Consider the following 25,915-nt stretch of genomic DNA (forward strand, 5'->3'; position numbering starts at 1 on the left):
ATTATTCTGAAAAATTAGGGTTGCTAATAAATTGAGGGTCACTAAGGGTATTTAAAAACTTGATAAGTTGCTGTTTCTCAGCTTCGGAAAGGCGGATGCCCACACGCCCAGGGTATTTTCTGAACTCGGGGTCTAAGTTGGGTTGATCCTCCATACCGCTATCGTAGAAATCCAACAAGGCTTTTAGGGTGTAGAACCTGCCATCGTGCGTATAAGGCGCAGTGTAGGCTACATTTCTCAAACTCGGCACTCGGAATTTTAGAAAATCTTCCGCTTTGCCTGTTACCCTTTTTCTGCCTTCATCTTGGGTTATTGGGTTGTAGGGAATGCCTGTATTTCGGAAACTTTCATCGGTAAAGAGCGCTGTGGTGTGACAGCTGGCACATTTATTCTGAAAAACCGCGTAACCTTGGGCTTCCTCTGGGGTGAATTCGCTTTCGTGGCGTATCACACGGTCGTATTTGCTGTTGGCAGAAATTAAAGTCGCCATAAACTGCGTAATAGACTTTAAAATGCGCTCTGCCGTGATGTTTTTATCACCATAAACAATGGAAAACAACCGCTGATATTCGGTATCATCTTTTATTTTGATGATGATATTTTCTATGGTTTCATCCATTTCCTCGTGGGTAGAAATGGGGATGATGGGCTGCATATCTAACTGTGTTACAGAGCCGTCCCACATATAGCGTTTTAGGAAAATCATATTTTGTATGGGCGGTGCATTTCTGATGCCTTCGCGACCTTCCACGCCGTGGCTTACGCTGTGTCCGTGGTGGGTAAAGGCATTCTCTTGAATATGGCAAAAAGCACATGCCACGGCATTGTCTTTGGCTAAGCGTCCATCGTAGAAGAGTTTTTTGCCTAATGCCACGCCATATTGGGTGGGCGGGTTGTCTTTTAATGCATATTGCACCGCAGGAAAATGGGAAGGCAATGCCAGATGATAAGGCTGATCTATAGGGAGTTGAGCGGTGTTATCATCATTTCGGCACGCCCAAAGTATCCCAAAAACCATAAGAATGGCAAGATAATAAGATTTCATTGTTTAAAAAGATAAGAAGCCAAAGGAAAGCCGTGTTGGCGCCTCCCTTTGGCTTAGAGGTTCAACTAAAAAGGTTAATCGTTATGTACATGGTCTACATGGAACATCTCCGCAAGGTTTTCTGAAACCTGTTGCACAATGGTTTTGCTTGGGTGCATACCCTCGTGGTTGTCTGGGCTGAGGGTAATGCTGTGTTTGCCGCTCAAAGCCTGGTAAACATCTGCCATAATATGGATTTTTGGCGCTATTTCTTGTCGAACTTTTGCGGTTTGTGGCAAATCTAACTGAACGATTTTATAGACATTCGGAGTTTTAGAAACCTCGGGATTACCGATGTTTCCGATATGGATTTTAAAATGTTGGCTTAAATCTTGACCGTAAACGCCTTCTAAATTCACGAATTTATAACCTGAAGCCCAAGACCAGCCCATTCCTGCTTTTTTGGCTTTGTCCCAAAATGTCGCTTGCTTATTTTCACCTAAAACAAAGGCTTCAGGCGCAATGCCCAACCCAAAGCGCACAGCTTTATAATCTCCAGCTGGAATGTCTTTTAAAACAAAATTATGGGTGGTGCTGGCTTCGCTTTGGTCTATAATGTAGGCGCCTTGGTCAGGGTCTAAATGGTGGTATTTGAATTCGGAACCATCAGATTTGATGAGGGTAACATCGCTGATGATGTATTTTAAAGTTTGAAATTTGAATGTCTGTCCAGCTTTGGAAGTATAAGTTCCGCTGAGCCCAGCCATCGCTTGTTGATTATAGATGTTTTCAAATTTAAGAGTTAGGTTGTTGTGTTCGTTAGATTTGATTTCTGGTTCGCTATCACGGTTACAAGATATCACGAATAAACTGGCTATGGCAACCCACAGCATCATATATTTTTTCATTGTTTTTTTAATTTTAAAGTTGAATCGTTTAATAAAATAAGACCAACCGCTTCTATCATTTTAAATGTAGAACGCTGATGGCATCTAAGAAAAAACAAATGAAACCGTAGGCGGACGCAGAGTTTCGCGGATAAAGGTTTGTAATTTTAACTTTTCGGAATATGCCGTTTTAGGGAGCGGCGTATAGAAAATTCGTAATATTGGTGGGGTATATTCTGCCGAGATGGGCGGAAATACGATAGGCTCATAAAGGCTAAAACCTTGCACAGAAGTAGGTTCAGTGGTGTTTTTGAGTTCCTTTTCTAATTGACACTTACCGTGGCAGTTGAGCTGTGGGCGTGCTTTGTTGATGCAATAATTTTGCTCTATAAAATCTTGGTTAAGTTTGAAATGAAGGATGATGATACTCTGCTGCAAAGCGAGCAAAAGTACCAAAAGAGACATCCCTATACCAAACCATTTTTTCATATCCCAAAGGTATAAGTATTCTGCCCAATAGAATATGATTCTAATCATAATCCTTGAATGATAAAAATCAGTTGATGGTCCCTTGGTAAGGCTTAGTTTGCCGTTACTAATGATAAATGATAAGGCTTATTTTGAACATCATTAGGGCTACTTCAATAGAAAGTATTATCTTTGCTCTTAGTTTTTTAATATAGAAAGTTATGTTTAAATCTCTTTTCCACTGGAAAGTTTTACTTAATTTAGTGATTGCCATAGGCGTGCTGATCGGTTTAGTGTGGTTGACCTTCCGTTGGTTAGAAGTCCATACCGACCATGGTAAAGAAGTCCCAGTGCCTAATGTGGTCAATATGTCTATGCACAATGCCATTAAAGTTTTAGATGATGCAGGCTTAGACTATGAAATAGACAGCGGAAAATATGACCCTAAGTATAAAGCCTTCCAAGTATTGCAGGTGTATCCATCGGCGGGCTCTCGCGTGAAGGAAAGCCGCTCTGTAAGGCTGAGAGTGAACCCGAGAACTTGGGCGCCAGTGACCGTGCCAGATGTCCTCAACCGATACAAAAACACCGCATTTGTCCAGTTGGAAAGGGTAGGACTAAAAATAGGCGATACCATCTATGAGCCGAGCATTCAGCCTGATGCCATCATTGGGATGAAATACAATGGCACACCACTAAAACCAGGCGTTACCTTACCGAGATTTTCGGTAATTGATTTGGTAATCGGTACAGGACCAAGGCGTAATATTGCCGTGCCTAATGTGGTGGGAATGACCGTAGCGCAAGCCAAGCAAGTGATAGAGCAAAACTACTTTGCTTTAGGATTAGTGGAGCACGAAGATGGTGATAATGATGATAGTGATATAGTTTATTACCAAGACCCAGCACCAGGCGCTCTAAGAGACCAAGGAATGCAGGTTGATATCTGGGCAACCAAGAAAACTTTGGCAGAGATGCAAAACAAAATCAATGAGCTGGATCAAGTGTATAGAGTGCGGACAGAGCCTGTGTCGCCTGTGTACGAAGAGCCTATTTATACGCCTTCGGAGCCTGTGGTAGTGCCACAAAAACCAAAAAATATAGAGCCTACTACGGAAGAGACACCAAAGCCTAAGCCAGCACCAGCGCCTCAGCCAGAGAAAAAAGAAGCTCCAAAACCTAAAGCTCCAGAAACCAAGCCTGCCGCAGAAAAGCCAGCACCAAAGGCTAAAGCGGAAGAAAAACCTAAAGCAAAGAAAATCATCATAGAATAAAAACGCTATTACAATCAGCGGAAACATATGGCAGAAGATTATAACGATTTTGAGACCGAAGCGCCGTGGACAGATGACCAAAACGAAGAAGATGGCGGTTTGTACGAGCATCTCAACTTGGTGGTGGATAAAAAACAAGAACCGCTAAGGATAGATAAATATCTCCTCATTTTTAGGCAAAACTCTTCTCGGAATAAAATTTCGCAAACCTGTAGAGCGGGCAATGTGGTGGTTAATGGCGTTCCCGTAAAACAAAATTATAGAGTAAAACCAGGGGATCATATTTCGGTGTTGCTGACCCATCCGCCGAGAGAAAATGTGATTATCCCACAAGATATTCCGCTGAATATCGTTTATGAAGATGATGATGTTCTGGTGGTGGATAAAGAAGCTGGAATGGTGGTGCACCCTGGGTTTGGCAATTGGGATGGCACTTTGGTGAATGCCTTGGCGTATCATTTTGAAAAGAATGGACTCAAAACCGATTTAGACAGAGTGGGGCTGGTGCATCGGATTGATAAGGATACCTCGGGACTTTTGGTGATTGCCAAGAACGAGTATGCGATGAGTTTCTTAGCGAAACAATTTTTTGAGCGTACCACCAAGCGCCTTTATTGGGCGTTTGTTTGGGGCAATCTCCAAGAAGATGAAGGCACCATTAGAGGGCATATTGGGCGGCACCTTAAAAATAGAATGCAGATGGCAGTTTTTGAAGATGGCAGCCATGGCAAGCACGCCGTTACCCATTACAAAGTTTTAGAACGCTTTAAATATATGACTTGGGTAGAGTGTAAGCTGGAAACAGGAAGAACGCATCAAATTAGAGCCCATTTCAAGCACATTGGTCATACGCTTTTTAACGATGAACGCTATGAAGGGCATCAGATATTAAGAGGCATTAACCTACCGAAGTATAAGCAATTTGTTCGGAATGTGTTTGAAGTTCTACCAAGGCACGCCCTGCACGCGCACACTTTGGGCTTTGTACACCCTACCACCAAAAAGGAGTTGTACTTTGAAAGTCCTATGCCGCAGGATATGCAACAAGCGGTGGACAAGTGGCGCACCTATTTAGGCCGTGATTAAAAAAAGGCGAATAACAAAAAAACACCTTGAAAAGATGAAAACAAAGCTAACATTGATATTAGGATTTTTAGGTTTTATAGCATTTAAAGCCCAAGAAGCCGTTCCGTATTACCAGCAATATTTATTAGATGGCGCCTATTTGTTCAATCCAGCTCATTTCGGCGAGTCTGATGATGTGGTACTCAATGCCAATTATCAAAAGCAATTTACCAAATTCAGCGAATCTCCTAATGTTCAGTCTGTAGGCGTTCATGCCAATATTTTTGATCGAGTGGGGGGCGGTGCTTATTTTTTTAGAGACCAGAACGGTCCTATTTCTGCCAATGGCATTGCGTTTGGGGTTTCGTATTTTATTCCACTGAGTGATGAGGACGGGCGTCAAGACCAATTTTCCTTCGGTACCAGTGTTAATTTATACAATACCAATGTGGATTTATCACAGCTCAATCCTAAAGACAGCGGCGATCCACTTTTGCAAAGCAACAGCAATGGCGCTTTTATCGCCTATTCTAATATTGGGATGCAAGCCACCTACAAAGGCTTTTTTGGAAGTGCTGCCGTGGTAGATATTCCGCTGAGCAACCAAAAAGCCATCGTTAATGGGATAGAGCCTTCGCCAACCAAATTTTTTATTCAAGGCGGGTATCGCTGGGCGTTTACAGAGGTGCTGGCATTAGAGCCTTCGGTTTTGGTCAATCTGAATACCAATTCTTCTCGCTTGGTAGATCTAAACCTTATGGCGAGGTTTCAACAAGATGAAGATTATTTTGCAGGGGGCATCAGCTATCGGACGGCAAAATCTGTAACTGGTAGTGAGCAGCTGGCATTTTCTCCAATCATCAAAGCTCGGTTCAGCCGTTTTACTTTTGGGGCAGCGTATAATTTTAACCTATCGCAGGTGGCAGCATTTGGCGGCAATAGTTTTATGCTGAGTATAGGCTATGCGTTTGAGAATTTCATCAACCCTCGGGGCTTCCGTTACCGTTAAAATTAGCAGGTGGTTTACATTCATATCCCGTTCTGTAAGCAGAAGTGCAGTTATTGTAATTTCCATTTTTCCACTTCTTTGAGACAAAAAGAAGACCTCCTTTTGGCATTGAAAAAAGAACTGATGCTAAGGGCGGGAGAATTGCCGATGTCTGAGATTTCCAGCCTTTATTTTGGTGGCGGCACGCCTTCTATTCTTACGATTGCAGAAATTCAACAGTTGATAGATGAGGTACTAAAATATTATGATTTTAAGCCTGATATAGAAATCACCTTAGAAGCCAACCCTGATGATTTATCGCCAGAATATTTAAAAGCTTTGGCACATACGGAGGTCAATCGGTTGAGTATAGGAACTCAAAGTTTCTTTGATGCTGATTTAAAACTGATGAACAGAGTCCACAATGCCAGCCAAGCCGAAGCTTCTATAAAACGAGCGCAAGATACAGGTTTTGAGAATGTTAGTATTGATTTAATCTACGGCAGTCCTACTTCTGATATGGCTATTTGGCGAAAAAATTTAGAAATGGCGATCGCCTTGCAGGTGCCTCATATTTCATCTTATGCCCTCACGGTGGAAGCAAAAACAGCGCTCCAAAGTTGGATCGCCAAAGCCCAAGTGCCTGCACCAAAAGAAGACTTTCAGAATGAAGCGTTTCATTACCTCTCAGAGCGGTTAAAAGCGGCAGGTTTCATCCATTATGAAATTTCCAATTTCGCGCAACCTGATTTTTATTCTAAGCACAACACGGCGTATTGGCAGTATCAGCCTTATTTAGGAATAGGACCTTCGGCGCATTCTTATAATGGTGCGGAGCAACGCGCTTGGAATGTGGCAAATAACAGCTTATACCTCAAAAGTTTAGCCGAAAATCAACGCCCTTTGGAAACCGAAATATTATCCGAATACGAGCAATTTAACGAACGATTGATGATTGGGCTCAGAACCATTTGGGGCGTAGATATGAAGGCTTTAAGGCAATTTCTAATGATAGAAAATGCAGAATTTCAGAGAAACCTCAATGAAAAACTCAGCGCAGGCATTTTGGAAATAAAAGATGACCGATTGATCATTCCAGAGCGGCATTGGTTTATGGCAGATGGCATAGCGGCAGATTTATTTGTGTTACCTTAATTTTGATTGATATTATGATGGAAATAACAAAACTACAACAGCAAGTAGATGAGTGGATTAAGACCATTGGTGTCAGATATTTTAATGAGCTGACCAATATGGCGATTCTTACAGAAGAAGTAGGCGAGGTGGCGAGAATCATCGCTCGGAGATACGGAGAACAGAGCGAAAAGCCCTCTGACCAAGCCAAAAATTTAGGCGAAGAATTGGCAGATGTTCTCTTTGTTACGCTGTGTTTAGCCAACCAAACGGGTACCGATTTACAAGCGGCTTTTGACCAAAAAATGAAACTTAAAACCCAACGTGATGCCGAGCGCCACGCTCAAAATCTTAAACTTAAATGATGAAAACCAAAACCCTCAAACTTCGCCAGTGGACAGAGAACTCTTGCCCTAAAATCCAAATTTCAGGCTCTAAAAGTGAGACCAACCGCTTGCTGATTTTGCAAAAATTATATCCTCATTTTGAGATTAAAAACGCCTCTGATGCCCAAGATACACATCTATTAAAACAAGCTTTAGAAAACCATACCCCCGAGGTGGATATTCATCACGCAGGAACCGCTATGCGTTTTCTCACGGCTTATTTTGCAATACAAGAAGGCAAGGAAACCCTTCTCACAGGCTCTTCTCGGATGAAACAACGCCCCATAGCACCGCTGGTAGAAGCACTAAGAATGCTGGGCGCAGACATCACCTATTTGGAAAACGAAGGCTATCCACCATTAAAAATCAAAGGCAAAACGCTGATGAAGTCCGAAGTGACCATCTCCGCCTCTATTTCATCGCAGTTTATTAGCGCTTTATTGCTGATTGGTGGGCGCTTGCCGCAGGGGCTTCGTTTAAATCTACAAGGCGAAATCACCTCTCGCCCTTACTTAGAAATGACCCTCCAAATGCTCTCGGATTTGGGCATCAAAAACGAGTGGAGGGGTCAGAGCATTCAAGTGGAGCCGATGCCATCAGCACCGAAAATTTCGGTTGAAGAGGTGGAGAGCGATTGGAGCTCGGCATCGTATTTTTATTCATTGGCAGCGATTGGGCGCCACTCCGTTCGTTTAGGGAGTTTTAAAGCCCATTCTAAACAAGGCGATGCTGTTTTAGCCCAACTTTATCACACTTATTTTGGTATCAAAACCCAGTTTGAGCCCCATCACCAAATCCGATTAGAGCCACAGCCTGATTTTCAGTTTCCAGAGTTGATCCGCTTGGATATGAATGACTGTCCCGACATTGCGCAAACCCTTTGTGTAACGGCGGCAGCACTCAAAATTCCATTTGAAATTACGGGCTTAGCCACTTTAAAAGTGAAAGAAACTGACCGACTGGTGGCGCTTCAGAATGAACTTAGGAAAATCGGTGTGAAAACGGCAATTTCTGCCGATGCGATTAAAACGCTGGCTTTCACTACGCCAGAGCTTTGCCCTGAGATTAAAACCTACCACGACCATCGTATGGCGATGAGTTTTGCGCCTTATGCCTTGGTGGCACCGCTGAAAATAGAAGACCCCGAGGTGGTAGAAAAATCGTATCCTCGTTTTTGGCAAGATTTTGATGCCGTTTTAAAGGAAAAATAGGCTTAAGCGCGCATTAAAATTGTTCCAAAGCTTCGGAAAGGCTTTCCCATTCTGCCATAATGCCTTCTAACTCGGTTTGTAGGCTTTGGTATTTTTGCAATTCTTCTTCCTGAGGGTTGGTTTTGGCAAAAAGAGCTTCCAGCTCGGCAATTTCTTTCTCGTAATCGGCAATTTTCTCTTCTACTTTTTTGATTTTGTTTTGAAGATTTTTTTGCTCTTTGCTGATGAAATTTGACGAGGTTGAAGCTTGTTGAGGTGTCGCTTTTTCAGTAGGCTCAGGCTTAGGTGAAAGCTTGGATTTTTCAATGGAAACCTCTCGGATGCTTTCTTTTTCTCGGTACTCCAAATATTCATCTATGCTGCCTAAAAATTCTTTCATCTGCCCATCTCGGAACTCAAAAATTTTGTTGCAAAGCCCTTGTAGGAACTCTCTGTCGTGGGAGATGACAATCACGGTGCCTTCAAAATTCTGCAGTGCCAATTTGATGATTTCTTTAGACTGAATGTCCAAGTGGTTGGTGGGTTCGTCCATAATCAGGGTGTTGAATGGGCGAAGGAGTAACTTGCAGAGTGCCAAACGGTTCCGCTCTCCACCAGAGAGTACTTTTACTTTTTTATTTACGGCATCACCTTGGAAGAGGAAACTGCCTAACAAATCCCTTACCCTTGGGCGGGTTTCTTCGGTGGCGGCATCTTCGGCTTCTTCTAACACGGTTTTGTTGGAGGTCAGTACTTCTTCTTGATTTTGAGCAAAATAGCCGATGTTCACATTATGCCCCAAAGTCCAACTGCCTGTATAGTCTTTAATTTCGCCAGCTAAAATTTTAGCGAGGGTGGTTTTACCTTGTCCATTTTGCCCAAGGAGCGCTATTTTTTGTCCACGCTGTACAAAGAAATCCACGCCATCAAAAACTTGCTTGTTGCCATAGGTTTTTCCTAAATTTTCGGCTTCAAAAATAACTTTCCCAGGGATAATGGACTGCACAAACCGAATGTTAAATTTAGAAACATCTTCTTGGTCGATCTCTATGCGCTCTATTTTTTCCAATTTCTTCATCAGAGATTGAGCGAATGCCGCTTTGGAAGCCTTAGCACGGAAACGGTTGATGTTGTCTTCCAGTTGTTTAATCTCGGCATCTTGGTTTTTCTTGGCTTGTTCCAACTTCTCCTTTCGCTCCTTGCGAAGTTCCAAATATTGCGTGTAGTTGGCTTTATAGTCGTCTATTTTTTTATTGTTGATGTCAAAAGTACGGTTGCACACGGCAGTCATAAACTGTTTATCGTGGCTGACTAAGACGATGGCGCCAGAATAATCTTTCAAAAAGTTTTCTAACCAAATGATGGATTCCATATCCAAATGGTTGGTGGGCTCATCTAAAAGTAGGAGGTCATTTTTTTGTAATAAAAGTTTGGCGAGTTCTATGCGCATCCGCCAGCCGCCAGAAAATTCATCGGTAATTTTTTGAAAATCTTCGGCTTTAAAACCTAAACCTAAAAGGACTTTTTCGGTGTCGCCTTCCAGATTGTAGGCGTCGTGGTGGTGGAGCAAGTCGTTGAGCTCCGTCATCCTATGGATGAGCTGGTGGTAGGCATCGCTTTCGTAATCTGTGCGGGTGGCGAGCTGGTGGTTGACCTCTTCTAACTCTGCCTTCATCGCGTTGATTTGTTCAAAAGCTTGCATCGTTTCTTCCCAAACGGTTCTGCCTTTTACAAAATCTAAATCTTGCTTGAGAAATCCAATGCTGATGCTGCCTTCGGTGGTCACCTCGCCTTCGAAGAAGTTGATTTCGCCAGAGAGCATTTTGAGGAGGGTAGATTTTCCAGCGCCATTTTTCCCTACAAGCCCTATTTTGTCGTCTTTTTTTATTGTGAAATTAACATCGCGGAAGAGGTAGTTCCCCGAGTGATGCAAGCCTAAACCTTGAACTGAAAGCATTGATTTTGATTTTAAAAATGAAAAAAATAAGGTGAGAAAATGGCAAAATGCGGTATTTTCTCACCTTTTATTGTGGTGTTTAGTAATTTTTCACCAAGCCTTTAACAATGGTGATGACATTCGGCATCGCTTTGTTGGCAGCGGCTAACACTTCATCGTGAGAAACATTAAACGCGATTTCTGGTCCGCCCAAATCGGTAATGATGGAAATTCCGAAAACATCCATCCCTTGGTGCTTGGCAACGATAACTTCTGGTACGGTGCTCATCCCCACGGCATCTCCACCGATGGCTCTTACCATTCCGTATTCTGCAGGCGTTTCAAAGGTAGGGCCTTGCAAGCCAACATAAACGCCGCGGTGAACTGTAATTTGGTTTTCGGCAGCCACTTCTTCGGCAATGCTGAGCATTTTTTTGTTATAAGGCTCGCTCATATCCACAAAACGAGGTCCTAACTCATCGATGTTTTTGCCTCTTAGTGGGTGCTCAGGCATCATATTGATGTGGTCTTCTATCAGCATCACATCGGCAACTTTAAAGTTCGGATTAACGCCGCCAGAAGCATTGGAAACGATGAGATTTTTAATACCCATTAAATGAAATACACGGAACGGGAAGGTCACAGTTTCCATAGAATAGCCCTCGTAATAGTGGAATCTTCCACTCATCATAAGGACTTTTTTGCCTTCTAAAATGCCATAAATCAGCTTGCCGCCGTGCCCAGCCACTGTGGTCTGCGGGAAGTTGGGAATGTCCTTGTAGTCTAAGATGTGTATGGCTTCTACTTCATCTTTTAACTGCCCTAAGCCAGAGCCTAAAACAATGGCAAAATCTGGGGTATCACCAATAATATTTTTGATGAATGCTGCGGTTTCTTTAAATTTTTCTAACATAATTGATTATCATTTCGTTAAACTCTTGTATTTTATCTATTTCTACATGGATAGGCCAATAGAACAAATGGTCTTTGAGAGACTCAAAGGTTTTTAGCCTTGCGTAGTCTTTTTCTGTGGTTAAGATGAGCTTGTAATCGCCTAACTTTTTATATTCTTCTCTTATTTTTTTGATGTCGGCATCGGTAAAGTTGTGGTGGTCTTTAAACTTTAAATGCTTGACTTTCTTGCTAAAACGATGCAAATGTTTGGTGAAACTATCAGGATTGGCAATGCCTGTAATCACTAAAATATCGTAATAGGCTAAATTGTTATCAGGCAGAGATTTGGTTTGAGAAACCACCATTTCATCATAGTTGATGGTGGAGAAAAAGACCTTCTGATGTGGCTGCGGCTTAATCCGCGAGCGGTAATATTGTTTTTTCTCTTCGGTAATATCGGCTGGGCACTTGGAAACCATAATGATTTGTGCGCGCTTCATCCCACTGCGGCTTTCCCTTAAATCTCCTGCGGGGAGAAGGTGGTCTTTAAAATAAGGATCGTTATAATCCGTCATCAAGATGTTGAGCCCTGCTTTAATGCGGCGGTGCTGGTAGGCATCATCTAAAATAAGGACATCTAAATCCATATCGGTAATGATTTTCTTAGCGCCGAAGACCCTGTCCTCACAAACCCCAATAACAAAACGGTTTTTGAACCTTTGGAAAAGTTGCATTGCCTCGTCGCCCACGGTTTTGTAGTTGCTGTCATAGTTCACGATGCCATAGCCCTTTGTGGTTCGCCCATAGCCTCGTGAGAGTACGCCCGTGCGGAAGTATTTGGATAACAAATCGGCTAAATACATGACCATTGGAGATTTGCCGCTGCCGCCCACAGAGAGGTTGCCTACATTGATGATAGGCGTGCGGAATGGCGTGGAGCGGAATAAGCCCCAATCGTACATTAAGTTTCTAAAAGCACTTCCTATATAATATAGTAAAGAGAAAGGGTAGAGATACCATCTTTTCATAGAGTCCTGTTAGCGTTTTACGGCTGCAAAGATAGTGATTTTTGTAGCATAAAGGACTTTGATAAAGGGTAAAATTAAAGGAAAACGATGCCTTTTTTCAGGTTGATTTTAATCATAGTTGAGCCTAAACGACTGCCTGTGGTGTATGGTGGGACCATAGCGTTTGAGGGCTTCGCGGTGCTGGCGCGTGGCATAGCCAAAGTTTTTATTCCAGCCGTATTCTGGGAATTCTTCGTGGAGGTTGATCATCAGGCGGTCTCTGTAATTTTTAGCCAAAATGGAAGCGGCAGCAATGGAAAGCACTTTGGAATCTCCTTTGATAATGCACTGGTGGGGAATAAAAGGATAAGGCTTAAAGCGGTTGCCATCTACTAAAATGAGCTCTGGGCGGATCTTCAATTGGTCTAATGCCAAGTGCATTGCGTGGATGCTGGCGTTGAGGATATTATACTCATCAATAAAGGCTGGTGGGAGTTCAGCAATGGAATAGTCTAAAGCGTGTTCTTTAATGTATTGATCTAAAGCGTTTCGGGTTTTGAAGTTGAGTTTTTTAGAATCGTTGATGAGGTTTTGTTCAATATCGGCATCTAAAATAACGGCAGCGGCAACCACGGGACCACAGAGACAACCTCTGCCTACTTCATCACAACCAGCTTCTATATAATTTTCAGTCCATTTATTTATTAAATTCATAAAATTGCTTGGTTTATGTGCTTGTATATTATTATATCTGCAAATTTAGTATTTTTTAACATTTAATTTGCATATATTAATAAAATGTTATAAACTTGTCCCAATGAAAAATTTATTTTGATATGAAGAAATTGACAACAAGCGTTTTAGCGGTGGTTCTATCTTCTACTTTTGTGACTGTAGATGCACAAAAAACGAAGACAGATACTGTTAAAACTAAAGACATCGATAAGGTGGTAATTACTGCCTTAGGGATTAAGAGAGAGAAGAAATCTCTCGGTTATGCTTCTACAGAAGTGAAAGCGGAAGCGCTAACTTCAGGGACAACGAATACGGGAAATGTCGCTTCTTTACTATCTGGTAAAGTAGCTGGTTTACAGGTGAATACGAATAATAACTTTGGTGGATCTTCTAACCTTATGATTAGAGGTTTTAAATCTATTACAGGAAATAGTGCCCCACTTATTGTTATTGATGGTTCTCCAGTGAATAACTCAACTTATTCTGGACAATTTGACTATGGTAACTTCCTTTCGGATATCAATCAGGAGGATATTGAGTCTATGAATGTCTTGAAAGGTGCTGCCGCTTCTGCATTATACGGTGAGAGAGGGAGTAACGGGGTTATCGTGATTACGACTAAAAACGGTAGAGGTAAAGATGATAGCTGGGGCGTTACCCTTCAGTCTTCCATCAATATGGGCTTTATCGATAAGTCTACTTTCCCTAAATACCAAACGAGATACGGTGCAGGGTATGGACCTTATTATGGACCAGATCATAAACAATATTTTAATTACACAACTAATGGAGAGCTTGAGGTTCCTTTCACTGAAGATGCTTCTTATGGTAGAGAGTTTGATCCTAACTTATTGGTATGGCAGTGGGATTCTTATGATCCTAATTCCCCTAACTATGGTAAACCAACACCGTGGGTGGCGGCTAAAAATGGACCAATTACTTTCTTTGAAACTCCAATTACAACGGTAAACTCTATTGGTATAGATAAAGGAGACAAGAACAGCAACATTAGTTTGAACTATACCAATATGTTATCTAATGGACTGTTGCCGAACTCTACATTAAAGAAAAATTCATTATCGGCTAAGTTTAATTATGCATTAAATGATAAACTTACCGCTACGGTTTACTCTACCTTGACTTTACAAAATACAGTGGGTAGAAATGAAACGGGGTATTCTGATAATATTGTTACCAATTTTAGACAATGGTGGCAAACCAATGTGGATATAAAAGCACTCCAAGATGCTTATAATAAAAGCGATGGTAAGAACATCACATGGAATAGAAAATCTGCAGCAGATGGAAGACCAGAGTTCTGGAACAACCCTTATTTCCAGCGTTATCAAAGTTACCAGTCTGATGACAGAGTAAGAAGCTTTAGCTACGCACAGTTAAAATACGATGTGAGCAAAAACTTTGGAGTAACCGCTAAAGTGTCTCACGACTATTTAACAATGTTGTACGAAGAAAGATTGGCATTAGGTACTTTACCACAAAGCTTCGGTACTTCTGGGGCGAATGTAACTTCTGGATACGCAAGAGGAAATAGAAATTCATCAGAAACCAATATTGATGTATTTGCTAACTATAAATTCAATATTACTTCAGACCTTGGTGTTACAGGGGTATTCGGAGGTAATGTGAGAAGAAATAGTTATGATAATATTTACCAATCTACAGAAGGCGGCTTAGTAGCACCAGGTTTATATGCTATCTCTAACTCTGCAGGTCAAGTATTGCCAGCGGTAGAAAGCTCTGCAAAATATGTAACAGCAGGTGCTTACGCTACAGCATCATTTGATTTTAAGAAAACATTATTCGTAGATGCTACTTATAGAGTAGATAAGAGTTCTAACTTACCAAAAGGAAATAATGTTTATGGTTACCCATCTATTACAGGTACGGTAATCCTATCAGAATTAGTAAAACCATCTTGGTTAAGCTTCTGGAAAGTGAGAGCCAACTATGCAGAGGTAGGTTCTTCTACTACACCATATAAACTCCAAAACACATATAGCGTAAGAGGGGTGTTTAATGGAACAGGGTTATTCAACCAACCTTCTTTCTTAGCGAATGCGGACTTGAGACCAGAGCGTTCTAAAGAATTTGAAACAGGGATGGAAGTTCAGTTCTTTAAAAATAGATTAGGCTTTGATATCGCTTACTATAAAACCAGAACTTTTGACCAAATTATAGATGTATCAATAGCTTCAGGTTCAGGTTACAGAAGTATGTTGATTAATGCAGGTCAAATCAATAACGAAGGTATAGAAATCCAATTGAACGGAACACCAGTTAGAACCAAAGATTTCCGTTGGGATATTGATGTTAACTGGGCGAAGAATAAAAACCAAGTTGTAGATTTATACCCTGGAATAGACAACTATCTATTAGGTTCTTACCAAGGTGGGGTAAGCCTTAATGCCAGAGTGGGACAACCATTTGGGGTGTTAGAAGGAACAGATTATAAATACGATGCTAACGGTAATAAAATAATAGATCCTAAAAGTGGACGCTATTATAAAGAATCTAATAAAGTCATAGGTAACATCAACCCTGATTGGACAGGAGGTGTGAGAAACAGCTTTAAGTACAAAGGCTTATCTGTAAGCTTCCTTATTGATGTGAAAAAAGGCGGCGATGTGTTCTCTACCGATATGTACTATGGTTTAGCCACTGGACTTTATGAAGAAACCGCTGTTGGAGATTACAGAACCAAAGGTGTGGTTTGGGAAGGTGTAAACCCGAATGGACAAGTGAACACAACAGCAACTATAGGCGCTAATCAGTTTGGTAATGTGGATGGATATAGAAGAATGCCGAACAAGAGATTCGTTTATGACGCTTCGTATGTTAAGCTGAGAGAAGCCAGCATTGGTTACCAACTACCTAAATCTTTGTTGAGCAATACCTTTATCAATGATGCTAAAATCTCAATTGTAGGTAGAAACTTATGGATTATCCATAAAAACCTTCCTTATGCAGACCCAGAAGCTGGTACAGGAGGAGGTTTAAGATCTAAAGGTAATTCTGTAGGGGTACTCCCAACTACTAGAGATATCGGCGTAGATATAACATTAAAATTCTAAAAAATTAAAAATAGTACAATGAAAAATATAATAAAAATATCAAGTTTGTTGGGGATCGCTCTATTAGGGACCACTTTGTCTTCTACATTGGTATCTTGTGAGAGTGATATCACAGCGCTTAATGTAGACCCTAAGAAACCGACAGTAATTCCATCAGGTAATTTGGTGGCAAGTGCAGAGCAGTCATTGTTATCTCAGTTACTTACAACTAATGTTAATAGAAATATCTATCGTTTTTTCACACAACAATGGGCGCAGACCACTTATGTAGACGAGTCTAATTATGATATGGTAACAAGACCCATTCCAAGAAACCACTATAATTATTTAATGTCTTCGTCTTCTGGAGCGGTTAACTCTCCAGGGGTATTATCAGCATTAAGAGATGCAGAGGTTTTCTTAGCAGAGGAAAAATCGAAAGAGAGATTATCTGATGCCGAGGTTAATAATAGAAAAGCGATTATAGAATTGATCAGTGTTTATACTTGGGCTAACTTAGTAGATACTTATGGAGATATTCCTTATTCAGATGCTCTAAAACTATCAACTAAAGATAGAAATCCACAGTATATTTCGCCTAAGTATGATGATGCTGAAGAGATTTATAATGATTTATTCAAGAGAATAGATGCCGCAATTGCTAATATCAATAGTTCTGCAAGTTCTTACACAGAAGATATTATCTACGGTGGAGATATGGCCAAATGGAAAAAAATGGGCAACTCTCTTAAGTTCAAATTAGCATTGAATATTGCAGACAAAAACCCTGCGCTATCTAAGCAAAAAGCAGAAGAAGCTTTCCAAGCGGGACTTTTTGAAGGTAAAGATGATAACTTTGGTTTATCGGCATTCCCTTCAGGTATATTTGCTAACCCAGTTTACTTAGATGTAGTAGCATCAGGTAGAAATGACTTTATCCCATCTGATGTTTTAGTAGATGTAATGAATGGTAAGGATGATCCAAGAAGAGCCGTTTGGTTTACCACAGTAGGTGGAGATTATAAAGGAGGTAAATATGGCGCTAACAACTCATTTGCTAACTTTTCCCACTTCACATCCGCCATCTCTGGCGAAAATGAACCAGGGTACCTATTGGATTTCACAGAAATTAGCTTCCTTAAAGCTGAAGCAGCAGCAAGAGGTTACTCTGTGGGAGGAACAAAAGAAGATTTATTCGCAAAAGCCATTAAAGCCTCTATGGAAGAATATGGTGTAGATGCTGGTTCTGCGGATAATTATGTAGCCAATAACCCATTGGGAGCAGATTGGAAAAAATCAATTGGAGAGCAAGCATGGATTGCAATGTTCAATAGAGGATACCAATCTTGGAATTTTTCGAGAAGATTGGATTATCCACAATTTAAAAATCCAGCTAACTCTGCAGTAGAATCAGTTCCTGTGAGAATGAAGTATTCAGACCAAGAATATCTTTTGAATAAAGCCAATGTAACTGCCGCAGCCAATAAACTGTCTGGTGGTGATAAAGTATCTTCAAAAATATTCTGGGATATTTACTAAATAAGTTTTTTATACATTCATATTACGCCACCCTTCGGGGTGGTTTTTTATTTTCCGTATATTTGCATTTTAAAAATTTAGACTATGGACATTAAGGCACAGTTGCAGCAACATATTTCAGAACTCATCGAGAAAAATTACCAATTGCCAGAGGTTAAATTGGAAGTACAAGAAAACAAAACCCCATTTGAAGGCGATTTTACAGTGGTTATTTTCCCTTTGGTTAAACAACTTAAAAAAAGCCCAGATGCCTTAGGGCAAGAAATAGGCGCGCAACTACAAGCCGAGAATGATGCCGTATCCAATTTTAATGTCGTTAAAGGGTTTTTGAATTTAAGCATCAAGCCAGAATATTTTGTGAAAATGCTACAAGGCGTGGAGCAAAATTTTGACACGCTAAGCCCTAAAAATGAAACCATTATGGTGGAATATTCCTCGCCGAATACCAATAAACCATTGCATTTGGGGCATATTAGAAATATATTGTTGGGGTATGCCGTGGCACAGATTTTAAAAGAAGACGGCTATCGGGTGATAAAAACCCAAATTGTGAACGACCGAGGCATTCACATCTGTAAGTCAATGCTGGCGTGGGAGAAATTTGGAAATGGCGAAACCCCAGAAACCGCCCATACCAAAGGTGACAAATTGGTGGGAAATTACTATGTGAAATTCGATCAAGAGTATAAAAAAGAAATCAAAACACTCACAGACAGCGGACTTTCTGAAGAAGAAGCCAAAAAGCAAGCGCCTATTTTTGTGGAAGCGCAGAAAATGCTTTTAGACTGGGAGCAAGAGAATGCCGATGTAAGAGCGCTTTGGCAGATGATGAACCAATGGGTTTATGCTGGTTTCGGCGAAACTTACCGCAGATTGGGCGTAGATTTTGACCAAATCCAGTACGAGAGCAACACCTATATTTTGGGTAAAGATGTCATCCAAGAAGGGCTGGACAAGGGCGTATTTTACAAAAAAGAAGACGGTTCTGTGTGGTGCGACCTCACCGAGGAAGGCTTAGACCAAAAGCTTTTGCTCCGTGCAGATGGCACTTCGGTTTATATGACCCAAGATTTGGGCACCGCCGTGGAGCGCTTTAAAAATAATGATATTCAGCAACTCATTTATACCGTGGGCAATGAGCAAGATTACCACTTTCAAGTTTTATTCAAAATTTTGAAAAAATTAGGCTATCCGTGGGCAGAGCATTTGTACCACCTCTCTTATGGAATGGTGGAGTTGCCGCACGGCAAAATGAAATCTCGTGAAGGCACCGTGGTAGATGCCGATGATTTAATGCAGGAAATGTACCTCACAGCCAAAGAGAAAGCCCAAGAATTAGGCAAAATGGAATCTCTAAGCGAGGAGGAAAAAGAGCAATCTTATGAAACGGTAGGCTTAGGCGCCTTAAAATACTTTATGCTAAAAGTAGATCCTAAGAAAAAAATGCTCTTCAATCCAGCCGAAAGCATTGATTTTAATGGCAATACAGGACCTTTCATCCAATACACCTACGCCAGAATACAATCGCTGTTGGAGAAAGCCAACTTCCAACCACAGGAAATTGCCAACACAGTGGAAATGAACGCCTTTGAGAAAGAGCTCGTGCTGCAATTGGCGAACTTTAAACCCGTAATTACGAAAGCAGCAGAAGCCCTTAGCCCTGCCCATTTAGCCAATTACATTTATGATTTGGTGAAAGCCTACAATGCCTTCTATCAGAATAATCCTATTCTCATTCAAGAGGATCAGGCACTGAAACAATTCCGTTTGCAATTATCGGCGCTCACGGGAAAAACCATTAAAAAAGGCTTGTCTCTATTAGGTATCGGCGTGGTGAATAGAATGTAAGGCTATAAATTTTTCTTGTTGAACTGAATGAGGCTGTATAAAAATGGTGCCAATGCCCACAGGCTCAAAATAAGTAAAGAAATGCCCATTCCACCGCCGCTACCAAAGATTTGTTTGAAAATGGCACCCGTGTAGCCCAGCATAGCCGAAACATCTAATTGCAATAACACAAAAATGCGAGATAACCCTATGGGGTTCAGGGCTGCCAAGGTCGCCATAATGCCTTCAATAGGGTAGTCGGCAAATTGGAACATCAAGACCAATAAAAAGCCATCATAAAGGAGGCCAAAGAATAGCCATAAGAAAATAGCGAGTCCTACACCTTTCGCTCGATCTTTGGTGGAAATAGCAGCCAACATCGCTAATGAAGTGAAAATCACCGAAAGAAAACAGCCACTAAGCACCAAAGATAAACCTGTACTCAGCGAGGCATACAGGAAAATAGGCAACGCACAACCGATCAGAAACGCCATAACAAGGGCAGAAGAAAGCCCCACAAAAATTCCAATCCAAATTCTACTCCTTGGCACAGGCTGGCTGAGGAGCAGTTCTATAAACTGGCTACTGTTATAAACATAAATGGTGGAAAACATTAAACTGACCAAAGGCACCACCAAGAGCATCACATTGAGTAGGCTCAGTGTCGCTTTGGAAGGGTTAGTCTCTAAACCGAGGACCACCCAAGAGATTAAAAATAAGACCAAAGCATAGGCGATGATCACTTTGTTTTTTAGAATATCTAAGACGATGAATTTCGCGGTTTTATGCATACTTCATTTTTTTTAAGATGGTGGTAATAGCTTCGGAGATGGTGGCTTGCCCAGTTTCTACTTTCAGTTGTTCCACGGACTGGTGCACCATCACTTGCCCTTCATTCATAAATACAATTTGGGTAATGATGTCCTCTAACTCACTGAGGAGGTGCGAGGTAATGATGATCAACTTCCCGTTATTTTTTTCTTTGATGATTTTTTGTTTCAGAATTTCTGCCGCCAGAGGGTCTAAGCCTGCCGTAGGTTCATCTAAAATCACAATATTGGGGTTGAACATAAACGCCAGCACGGCGCTCACTTTTTGTGTGGTACCGCCAGAGAGCGTGCTCATTTTCTTGTCAAAAAGTTGTTCTAGCTCATAGGCATCCATCAGTTCGGTATCCAGTTGCGCTTTGGGCACATTCCGTATAGACTGGATCATTTGTATGGTCTGCCCAATGCTCATATTTTCAGGATAGCGCCCAATCTGAGGCATATACCCAATTTGCTCACGGTAGTGATAGTCCTCCATCACGCTTTTTCCATTAACGGAGATGCTGCCTTGCTCCACCACATTAAGCCCCAGAATAGACTTGATGAGCGTGGTTTTGCCACAACCATTAGGACCGATGAGCGCTATGGATTCTCCCTTTTTAAAATCAAGGTTGATGTCCTTTAAGGCAGTAAAACGATGAAACTTTTTGGTTAAATTTTGAATATGAATCATAGAACATTATAAAATTACACTTTTAAGCGCTGTTTTTCATTTTTAGGGTATTTTTTCGCATCATTGGCGCTTCATCAACGAAGTTTTCTGGCGTTAAGCTGGGGATGAATTTTTCAATTTTGTTGAGAAGCTCCACGAAAAAAGTACGATAGAGCAACATCACCGATGGATTTTTTTCCGTTAGTACCGCATACCAACTGAGCGGATGATAAGGCACATCGCCAATGCGGTTTTTGTCCAAATCATAACCCTCATATTTGTCCCAATAGTTGTGTTTAAAGGTGTTCATCACCATCGTGCCATTGGTGCCAACATCAAAGGTGTTGTTGATGAAATTATTGGTAAAAATCCTGTTTTCCATACAGTTGGCATTAATTTTTAAGCCCCAACCATTGTTTTCAAATGCATTATTTTGAAGGTCTATTTTGGTGGCGCCATCCATCAGCACAGCGGTGGTATTGCTTCGGAAAGTGTTGTGTTTGATTTTACTGAACGAAATATCTTTGAGGAGGAGCCCATAGGCGGCATCGCCCCAATTATCGCTGAAGAGGTTGTACGCCATTCCCACATTTTTGCTGTACATGACCGCCACGCCTGCGTTATTATTGCGAAATACATTGCGAACATACACATTGTTATCAGAGAACATAAAATGCAGTCCGTAGCGTAGATTTTTGTAAGATACATTATGATAAATGTAAGAATTGATGACTTTTTCTAAATAAATGCCATCTTTGTAGCCAGAGACATAGTTGTCTTTAATCCAAAGCTCAGCGCTTACCCACGCGTGGATGCCATCGCCGCTGCGTTCTTGGGAGGTAGCTCGGGTAGAGGTAAAGCGGTTGTGCTGGATAAGGCAACGGTAGCCGCGCTGGATGTAGATACCGAAATAATTGTTCTCAAAAATATTATCTACAATGCTGGAATAATGGCTATCGTAGAGCCTAATCGCACCGATGTTTTCTACCTCGTCTTCTCCAGAATTGATGATTTTAAACCCTTTTAAATGAATCCGATTGGCTCTAAAAGATAGAATTTCGTACTTCATTTCGCCATCTAATATAGGGCGGTTTTCGCCGATGAGCGTTAAGGGTTTATCAATGCTGATGTTGCCCTCTTTATAAACCCCTTGGGTCACCCAAATGGTATCTCCACTATGGGCTTGGGCAATGGCTTCCTTGATGCTGGTATAAGCCTCGCCAGCACCTACACGCCGAATTTTGGCATCAAAAAAAGTAACGCAGAGCAAACACCAAACGAGCAAATATTTCATAGGGGCGTGGCAAGATTAAGGGAGAAGTTGAGCATTAAGTTTTTGGGCGTATTCTTCGGCTTTTTGAGAGTCTGAGAAAGCGGCAGTGTTCCCATTCATTGGGCTTTTAATCTCGCCACCAGAGATGAGCGTTGCCGTTTCCAGCGGAATCAGTTTTTTATCTAAAAAGTCAGAAACATAGAGGTGGGCTTTCTCGGCGTGTTCAGGGTGCTCTTTCTCATAAGCCTCCATACAACTTAAATCGTCAAATTTATAAACGCGCCCTTTGTCTGTTACCAATTCCGTAGCGAAGCTGTCTTCTGTAATCGTCATTTTACAGTGGTCGCAATCATCTTTTCCAAATTGGATAGGCTGTGGACCTTCTTGGGTGCAAGCGGTTAAACTTAAAGCGAATAGAGAGGCTATGGATAGGATTGTGTGTCGTTTCATTTTTGATAAGATTTTAAAAATTTATTGTGTTTTTTATTTTCTTCGCCATTCGTAAATGGTTAGGAGCATTAAAATGCCTGCCGCAGCAATCATCATCCAACCGCCAAGGTCAGGGTAAGAATAAGCTCCAAAATTAAGCAATTGTTTAAAGCCAAATAAAGGAGGTTGGTACGCCATTCCTGGAACTACAATGGCAGCATTAGGGTCTAAATTATGCCCATAATCATACTCCCAAAGCCAAAAATCAACCATAAAAGCGACCCCAAAAATAAGAAATAAAATGCAAGTGAGGGTCAGTAGGCTTTTTTTATTAACAAAAGCGGCAATAAAGCAAAGGAGGCTAAAGAAGCCTAAGGCATAAGGCATAATTTTAAACTCCCAGAAATCATCTTGATGGATTTTCCGCATCCCGATGTAGTGGTTAAGCCCATTGATGATGTCTACATCTCCCGTGATTTTATTGGCGTGCAGGAACATAGACAGCCCTTCTGGGTACTGTGGTGCTTCTAAGTAAATAGCCCAAATTGGTACAAAGATAGAAGCGAGGAGCGCTACACCGCACACCGCGAGGAGAACTCGGCTTATAGGTTTTAGAACAATAGGTTTCATAAGCGACTTAAATTTATAAAGGGCAGTGGTTAAACTGCCCTTTTTGATGGATTAGTTAGAACTTCCTGTTTTTACAGGGCCAGTTGCATTGTCATTTTTGTTGTTTAAGCTGTAGATGAGCGGCGTGTTGCTACCCGCAGGGGATACTCGCACATAGCCTTGCATCTCTTGGTGTAGTGCAGAACAGAAGTCGGTGCAGTACATTGGATACATTCCAGCTTTTTTAGGCACCCATTTGAGCGTGCAGGTTTCACCTGGCATAATCAATAGCTCGGCATTTTCAGCCCCTTTGATAGCGAAACCGTGTGGCACATCCCAGTCTTGTTCTAAGTTGGTAATGTGGAAGTAAACTTCATCACCTACGCGGATACCTTCAATATTATCTGGTGCAAAGTGAGAACGGATAGAAGTCGCATAAACATGAACTTTGTTGCCTTCTCTCACCACTTTACTTTCAGCCTCGCCTTTGGTAGCGTAAGGGTTTTTATTGTCAGCAATGTTGTAGAATTTCAACTGATTTTTGCTAATCAATTCTCCTGGTGCTGCCTGTGCGTAGTGCGGCTCTCCAAAGGTTGGGAAGTCTAAAAGTAACTTCATCTTATCACCGCTGATGTCATAGAGCTGCGCTGATTGGGTGAGCTCTGGACCTGTTGGTAAATATCTATCCTTAGTAATTTTGTTATAAGCCACTAAGTATTTGCCATAAGGTTTTGCAGTGTCCCCGCCAGGGATCATCAAGTGTCCTACAGAGTAGAAAGTAGGCTGTCTGTCTAAAACTTTACACTCTTTGATGTTCCATTTTACCACTTCGGAAGACACGAACATAGAGGTGTAAGCATTACCTTTACCATCAAACTCGGTGTGTAATGGACCTAAACCTGGTTTCTGAACTTCGCCGTGTAGTGCAGATTCATATTTAATAACAGGCACGCCATCATACTCGCCAGAGAAATCTTTATTGGCAATGGCTTTTTGGATTTTATCAAAGCTAAACACTGGGATGAGTGCTGCCAATTTTCCAGAACCGATGATGTATTCTCCCGTTGGGTCTACATCACAACCGTGTGGAGATTTCGGGCAAGGGATCATATAGCAAAGGTCCTTCAATTCTTTGGCAGAAAGTACGGTTACCTCTTGCTCCATAGTAGAAGTGGCAGTTTGTGTAGATTCATTGAATTTATTGTGTGCAAACTGTGTTTTCACTTTTCTACCTTTGCCCGCTTTTAGGTACTCCTCGGCTTTTTTCCAATTGACTGCCATAATGAAGTCTTTATCATTCTGAGAGGCGTTTACTTCTAATAAAGTGTTGGCTTGCTCAGAGTTATAGCAAGAGAAGAAGAACCAGCCGTGTGATTTTCCTTTTCCAGCGTGGGATAAGTCAAAGTTAACCCCTGGCGCTTCTATTTGGAATGAAAGGTCCATATCTCCAGATTCAGGATTAACCCCAATGAAGGAAATCACGCCTTTAAAGTTTTGTTTGAAAGAGTTGATTGGCACATCGCCATTAGCATCATCCGTTGGCACCGCAAAACGCGTTCCCGCTACCACATACTCTGTATTTTCTGTAATAAATGGTGATGAGTGGTTACCCGCAGAGTTCGGAAGTTCCAAAATTTCTACCGTGCGGAAGGTTTTTAAGTCTATTCTTGCCACACGCGGCGTGTTGTTGGCGTTAGCAAAAATCCATCTGCCATCTACCTCGCCTTTGGTTTGGGAGAGTTCTAAGTGGTGCTGGTCATCCCAAGGGATAAAACCGTGCGAAGTTTGGAGCATTGGCTTGGTTTCCTCGCTGTAGCCATAACCATTTTCTGGATTTTGGGAGAAAATAGGAACAACTTTGAGCAATCTTCCAGAAGGCAAGCCATAAACGCCCATTTGTCCGTTAAAACCACCACTCACGAAGTTATAAAACTCGTCATACTTACCGGGAGCCACATAGACTTTCTCGGCAGCATCGCCACTTACGGCGCTTTCGGTTCCTTTTGGCTTACAGCCTGTAAGCGCTAAGGAAGAGGCTAAAACAGCCACACCTAAATGTTTATATATATTTTTCATAAGACATAAAATTTTTCAGGATATATTATTTAACACCATCAATTTCTCTCATATACTCCAAAATGCTGCGGGCTTCTTTCTCATCTAAGCCTTGGTTTGGCATTCTTACCAAACAGATTTCCAATTGTTTTTGTACCTCTGGATCTTGGTCAATCATCGGATCTGGATTGGTGATGAAGTTCATAATCCAATACGGTGTATGTCTTTCAGTAACGCCTTTCCAGCCTGGTCCTACTAACTTTTCGGTAGTGGTTTTGTGGCAAGAGGCGCATTTAACATCAGAGATGCTTTTGCCCTCAGCTGCCATATTAGCGTTAAAAGTACTAACATCTACATTAGAGGCGTCATATTTTCCTAAACCTCTTTTAGGGTCGTAGGCGCCATCTGTAGTGGCGGTATTTTCAGTGCTCTCGGTGGCTTCTGTTGTGGTTTCAGAAGAAGTGGTGTCTTCTGTTTTTTTATCACCACCGCAAGAGATCATCATTGCTGTGAAAGCAAAAATTGCGAATAATTTTAAGTGTTTCATTTTTGTTCAATTTTATTTTGATACAAAATTAGAAAGATAGAAACCCAAAGGTTTATGACTGCAATCATAAACGGTATAGAATGTTTTTCCGAACTTTG

The 25,915-nt window shown here is 41.4% G+C and carries 23 protein-coding genes; 9 read left to right on the forward strand and 14 right to left on the reverse strand.

Annotation, left to right across the window (positions count from 1 at the left end; genetic code table 11):
- Position 1: 1 nt before the first annotated feature.
- The 3 genes from NYR17_RS03105 to NYR17_RS03115 form a co-directional block, all read right to left on the reverse strand.
- On the reverse strand, positions 2-1,045 hold the full coding sequence (locus tag NYR17_RS03105) for a cytochrome-c peroxidase (RefSeq protein ID WP_302506324.1): 1,044 nt from the start codon (positions 1,043-1,045) through the stop codon (positions 2-4).
- 74 nt (positions 1,046-1,119) lie between these two features.
- A complete protein-coding gene (locus NYR17_RS03110; protein WP_302506325.1) occupies positions 1,120-1,932 on the reverse strand; it encodes an MbnP family protein in 813 nt (270 codons plus the stop codon).
- A gap of 84 nt (positions 1,933-2,016) precedes the next feature.
- Positions 2,017-2,448 (reverse strand): hypothetical protein, encoded by a 432-nt coding sequence (locus NYR17_RS03115; RefSeq protein WP_302506326.1) that lies wholly within the window; start codon positions 2,446-2,448, stop codon positions 2,017-2,019.
- A 152-nt stretch (positions 2,449-2,600) separates the two neighbouring features.
- Between NYR17_RS03115 and NYR17_RS03120 the strand changes: the two genes are divergently transcribed.
- Genes NYR17_RS03120 through NYR17_RS03145 form a run of 6 tightly spaced genes read left to right on the forward strand, consistent with a single transcriptional unit; the run spans position 2,601 to position 8,437 of the window.
- Complete coding sequence (locus NYR17_RS03120; RefSeq protein WP_302506327.1) at positions 2,601-3,653, forward strand: PASTA domain-containing protein; 1,053 nt, start codon at positions 2,601-2,603, stop codon at positions 3,651-3,653.
- A gap of 27 nt (positions 3,654-3,680) precedes the next feature.
- Positions 3,681-4,739, forward strand: coding sequence for an RluA family pseudouridine synthase (locus NYR17_RS03125; protein ID WP_302506328.1), 1,059 nt, complete (start codon positions 3,681-3,683; stop codon positions 4,737-4,739).
- Between the two features lie 34 nt (positions 4,740-4,773).
- Entirely contained in the window at positions 4,774-5,727 is a 954-nt protein-coding gene (locus NYR17_RS03130) for a PorP/SprF family type IX secretion system membrane protein (RefSeq protein WP_302506330.1), read from the forward strand.
- Positions 5,728-5,736: 9 nt separating this feature from the next.
- On the forward strand, positions 5,737-6,861 hold the full coding sequence (gene hemW, locus NYR17_RS03135) for a radical SAM family heme chaperone HemW (protein ID WP_302506332.1): 1,125 nt from the start codon (positions 5,737-5,739) through the stop codon (positions 6,859-6,861).
- A 17-nt stretch (positions 6,862-6,878) separates the two neighbouring features.
- Entirely contained in the window at positions 6,879-7,205 is a 327-nt protein-coding gene (locus tag NYR17_RS03140; protein WP_302506978.1) for a nucleotide pyrophosphohydrolase, read from the forward strand.
- Entirely contained in the window at positions 7,202-8,437 is a 1,236-nt protein-coding gene (locus NYR17_RS03145) for a 3-phosphoshikimate 1-carboxyvinyltransferase (RefSeq protein WP_438826607.1), read from the forward strand. Before NYR17_RS03140 ends, NYR17_RS03145 begins: the two co-directional genes overlap by 4 nt.
- A gap of 13 nt (positions 8,438-8,450) precedes the next feature.
- On the opposite strand, the gene NYR17_RS03150 is transcribed toward NYR17_RS03145, so the two are convergent.
- The 4 genes from NYR17_RS03150 to NYR17_RS03165 all read right to left on the reverse strand — a co-directional run bounded on the left by NYR17_RS03150 (position 8,451) and on the right by NYR17_RS03165 (position 12,967).
- On the reverse strand, positions 8,451-10,373 hold the full coding sequence (locus tag NYR17_RS03150) for an ABC-F family ATP-binding cassette domain-containing protein (protein WP_302506333.1): 1,923 nt from the start codon (positions 10,371-10,373) through the stop codon (positions 8,451-8,453).
- 79 nt (positions 10,374-10,452) lie between these two features.
- Positions 10,453-11,265 (reverse strand): purine-nucleoside phosphorylase, encoded by an 813-nt coding sequence (locus NYR17_RS03155; protein ID WP_302506334.1) that lies wholly within the window; start codon positions 11,263-11,265, stop codon positions 10,453-10,455.
- On the reverse strand, positions 11,249-12,274 hold the full coding sequence (gene lpxK, locus NYR17_RS03160) for a tetraacyldisaccharide 4'-kinase (protein WP_302506336.1): 1,026 nt from the start codon (positions 12,272-12,274) through the stop codon (positions 11,249-11,251). The genes NYR17_RS03155 and lpxK overlap by 17 nt, the downstream gene beginning before the upstream one ends.
- A gap of 108 nt (positions 12,275-12,382) precedes the next feature.
- Positions 12,383-12,967, reverse strand: a complete 585-nt coding sequence (locus NYR17_RS03165) for a ribonuclease HII (protein ID WP_302506338.1) — start codon at positions 12,965-12,967, stop codon at positions 12,383-12,385.
- 122 nt (positions 12,968-13,089) lie between these two features.
- Here NYR17_RS03165 and NYR17_RS03170 point away from each other — a divergent pair, with 122 nt between their 5' ends.
- From NYR17_RS03170 to argS, 3 genes are all read left to right on the forward strand, one after another.
- On the forward strand, positions 13,090-16,080 hold the full coding sequence (locus tag NYR17_RS03170; protein WP_302506340.1) for a SusC/RagA family TonB-linked outer membrane protein: 2,991 nt from the start codon (positions 13,090-13,092) through the stop codon (positions 16,078-16,080).
- Between the two features lie 18 nt (positions 16,081-16,098).
- On the forward strand, positions 16,099-17,598 hold the full coding sequence (locus NYR17_RS03175; protein WP_302506341.1) for a SusD/RagB family nutrient-binding outer membrane lipoprotein: 1,500 nt from the start codon (positions 16,099-16,101) through the stop codon (positions 17,596-17,598).
- A gap of 84 nt (positions 17,599-17,682) precedes the next feature.
- On the forward strand, positions 17,683-19,446 hold the full coding sequence (gene argS, locus NYR17_RS03180; protein WP_302506343.1) for an arginine--tRNA ligase: 1,764 nt from the start codon (positions 17,683-17,685) through the stop codon (positions 19,444-19,446).
- 2 nt (positions 19,447-19,448) lie between these two features.
- Here the strand turns inward: argS and NYR17_RS03185 are convergent, their stop codons facing one another.
- The 7 genes from NYR17_RS03185 to NYR17_RS03215 are packed head-to-tail and all read right to left on the reverse strand — an operon-like array spanning position 19,449 to position 25,817.
- Positions 19,449-20,216 carry an ABC transporter permease subunit gene (locus NYR17_RS03185; RefSeq protein WP_302506345.1) on the reverse strand — a complete coding sequence of 256 codons (768 nt, stop codon included), beginning with the start codon at positions 20,214-20,216 and terminating at the stop codon, positions 19,449-19,451.
- A complete protein-coding gene (locus NYR17_RS03190; RefSeq protein WP_302506346.1) occupies positions 20,209-20,925 on the reverse strand; it encodes an ABC transporter ATP-binding protein in 717 nt (238 codons plus the stop codon). The genes NYR17_RS03185 and NYR17_RS03190 overlap by 8 nt, the downstream gene beginning before the upstream one ends.
- A 22-nt stretch (positions 20,926-20,947) precedes the next feature.
- Positions 20,948-22,198 carry a nitrous oxide reductase family maturation protein NosD gene (locus tag NYR17_RS03195; RefSeq protein WP_302506348.1) on the reverse strand — a complete coding sequence of 417 codons (1,251 nt, stop codon included), beginning with the start codon at positions 22,196-22,198 and terminating at the stop codon, positions 20,948-20,950.
- A gap of 15 nt (positions 22,199-22,213) precedes the next feature.
- Positions 22,214-22,627 (reverse strand): nitrous oxide reductase accessory protein NosL, encoded by a 414-nt coding sequence (locus NYR17_RS03200; protein WP_302506350.1) that lies wholly within the window; start codon positions 22,625-22,627, stop codon positions 22,214-22,216.
- Positions 22,628-22,660: 33 nt separating this feature from the next.
- Entirely contained in the window at positions 22,661-23,236 is a 576-nt protein-coding gene (locus tag NYR17_RS03205; RefSeq protein WP_302506352.1) for a hypothetical protein, read from the reverse strand.
- A gap of 51 nt (positions 23,237-23,287) precedes the next feature.
- The gene (gene nosZ, locus NYR17_RS03210; protein ID WP_302506354.1) at positions 23,288-25,291 is read right to left on the reverse strand and encodes a Sec-dependent nitrous-oxide reductase; all 2,004 of its coding nucleotides are present in this window, start codon (positions 25,289-25,291) and stop codon (positions 23,288-23,290) included.
- Positions 25,292-25,316: 25 nt separating this feature from the next.
- The gene (locus tag NYR17_RS03215; protein WP_302506355.1) at positions 25,317-25,817 is read right to left on the reverse strand and encodes a c-type cytochrome; all 501 of its coding nucleotides are present in this window, start codon (positions 25,815-25,817) and stop codon (positions 25,317-25,319) included.
- Positions 25,818-25,915 lie beyond the last annotated feature (98 nt).

Origin of the sequence: Riemerella columbina (genome assembly GCF_030517065.1) — a bacterium.
GTDB lineage: Bacteria > Bacteroidota > Bacteroidia > Flavobacteriales > Weeksellaceae > Riemerella > Riemerella columbina_A.